This window comes from Candidatus Streptomyces philanthi (genome assembly GCF_059553635.1).
In genome coordinates, this window is sequence record NZ_JCANQV010000472.1 from 1 (window position 1) to 2877 (window position 2877).

Annotated in this window: 1 protein-coding gene; it reads right to left on the minus strand. The window is 73.2% G+C overall.

All coding sequences use genetic code 11. The annotated features are described in order from the left end of the window. A partial coding sequence (locus AC51EU_RS29115; RefSeq protein ID WP_496270087.1) for a type I polyketide synthase occupies nucleotides 1–2877 on the minus strand: 2877 nt, incomplete at both ends.

Consider the following 2877-nt stretch of genomic DNA (forward strand, 5'->3'; position numbering starts at 1 on the left):
GTCACCGCGCACCAGGAGTTCGGGCTCGTCGGTCGCGAGGCCCTGCTCCAGCGCCGTCGTCCCGGCGTCGTCGTCCAGGTCCACCAGGCCGAAGCGGCCCGGATTCTCCGCCAGTGCCGACCGCACCAGGCCCCGTACGGCGGCGCCCGCGAGATCCGTACCGTGGACCGCGCCGCGCGTGACGAACACCAGGCGTGAGGTGGCGAACCGGTCGTCGGCCAGCCAGGACTGCGCCGTCTCCAGCGCCCAGGCGGTTGCGGCGTGGACGGATTCCACCGTTCCGGTGGCGTCGGTGGGCGGCGCGATCAGGACCGTCCCGGGGACGGCCGTTCCCGTCAGGGGCTCCAGGTCCGCGAGGGTCCGCAACGGTTCGCCCGCCGGGCCGGTGGCGAGGTCCGCCCGCTGGTCGGTGAGCGGGACGGGGACCCAGTCGACCGCGAAGAGGGCGTCACGGTCGGCGGCCTGCGTCTGCCCGGCCGAGAGCGAACGGACGACCAGCGACTCCACCGAGGCGACCGGCGCACCGGACGTGTCCGCGATCGCGACCGCCAGCCCGTCATCCGTGCCCCGTATGCGGACGCGGAGGTGCGAGGCGCCGGAGGCGTGCAGGGACACACCGGTCCACGTGAACGGGACGCCGCCCGCTTCCGTGGCCCCCAAGGTGGCCGCGTGGAGTGCCGCGTCGAAGAGGGCCGGGTGCAGCCCGTAGGCGTCCCCGTCCGTGCCCTCGGGGAGCCTCACCTCGGCGTAGGTGTCCTCGCCGAGCTGCCAGGCCGCGCGCAGGCCCTGGAAGGCGGGGCCGTAGGCGAGCCCGGCGTCCGCGAGGGCGTCGTAGCAGCCCGCGACCTCCAGGGGCCGCGCACCGGCCGGGGGCCAGACGGCGGCGTCGAAGGAGGCCGCTGCGGCTCCTGTGGTCACCGCGCCGCCGGCGTGCAGCGTCCACGGGCCCTCCCCCTCCCGGGCGTGCACCGACACCGGCCGGCGACCTGAATCGTCCGGCTCCCCCAGCCACACCTGTACCTGCACACCGCTTCCGGAGGCGGGCAGCACCAGCGGCGCGGCGAGCGTCAGTTCCTCCAGCAGGTCACAACCGACCTCGTCGGCCGCGCGCAGCACCAACTCCACCAGCGCCGTACCCGGCACCAGTACGGAACCCAGGACGACGTGATCCGCCAGCCACGGGTGCGAGGACACCGACAACCGCCCGGTGAACAACAACCCGCCAGAACCCGCCAACTCCACCGCCGCACCCAGCAACGGATGATCCGCCGACCCCAGCCCCGCCGAGCGCACATCACCCACACGCACCGCGCCGCCCACGGGCCAGAACCGCTCGTGCTGGAACGCGTACGTCGGCAGATCCGCCCACCGCGCACCCGTACCGGCGAACAGCGCCGTCCAGTCCACTTCGGCGCCCCGGACGTACAGCTGCGCCAGGGCACCGAGCAGCGTCGCCTCCTCGGGGCGGCCCTTGCGGAGTACGGGAGCGAACACGGCCTCGTCGGGTGCCGACTCCCGGGCCATCGCGGACAGCACGGCGTCCGGGCCCAGCTCCAGGAACCGCGTCGCCCCTTCCGCCGCCAGGGCCCGTATCCCGTCGGCGAAGCGCACTGCCTCGCGGACGTGGCGGACCCAGTAGTCGGCGTCGGCGAGCTGTCCGGGCTCGACGAGCCGGCCCGTCAGGTTCGAGACGACGGGGAGCGTCGGTGTCCCGAAGGACAGCCGTGCCACCACCGCGCGGAACTCCTCAAGCATCGGCTCCATGAGCGGCGAGTGGAAGGCGTGCGAGACCCGCAGACGGGTGCTCTTGCGGCCCTCGAAGTGTCCGGCGACGGCGAGCACGGCGTCCTCGGCGCCGGAGACCACGACCGACGACGGCCCATTGATCGCGGCGATCGACACCTTCTCCGTCAGGTGCGGAAGGATCTCGTCCTCCGTCGCCCGGATCGCCACCATCGCCCCGCCGGACGGCAACTGCTGCATCAACCGGCCTCGGGCCGCCACCAGCGCGCACGCGTCCGCGAGGGAGAAGACCCCCGCGACGTGTGCCGCGGCGACCTCACCGATCGAATGGCCCGCCACGAAGTCCGGGCGCACACCCCAGGACTCCGCCAGCCGGTACAGCGCCACCTCGATCGCGAACAGTCCGGCCTGGGCATAAACGGTCTGATGCAGCAGCTCCGCGTCCTCGCCCCGGACGACGTCCCGCAGAGGACGCTCCAGATGCTCGTCCAAGGCAGCGCACACCGCGTCGAACGCCTCCGCGAAGACCGGGTAACGACCGTACAACTCACCGCCCATCCCCAAACGCTGCGAACCCTGGCCGGAGAACAGGAACGCCGTCTTCCCGGCACCGGCCGTACCCTCCGCCAGACCGGCATCGGGCTCACCCACCGCGAGGGCGGACAGGGCGCGCACCAGGGCATCGCGGTCCTCGCCCCACACCACCGCGCGGTGGGCGAAGCGCGTCCGTCCCGTCACCAGCGAGTGACCGATGTCCCGCGCGGACAGCGCGTCACGGCCGGCGACCAGGGGCAGCAGCCGTGCGGCCTGACCGCGCAGCGCGGCCTCGTTCCTGCCGGAGAGCACCCATGCCAGCGCGCCCGGCTCGGTCACCGGGGCGTCCGGTTCGGAGCCGATCGTGATCGGTTCGGGCTGTTCCAGGATCACGTGCGCGTTCGTCCCACTGACGCCGAAGGAGGAGACGCCGGCGCGGCGCGGGCCGTCGGACTGCGGCCACTCGGTGGAAGAGGTCAGCAGCTCCACGGCACCGGAAGTCCAGTCGACGTGCGTGGACGGCTCATCGACGTGCAGCGTCTGCGGGAGGACGCCGTGATGCATCGCCAGGACCATCTTGATGACGCCCGCAACACCGGA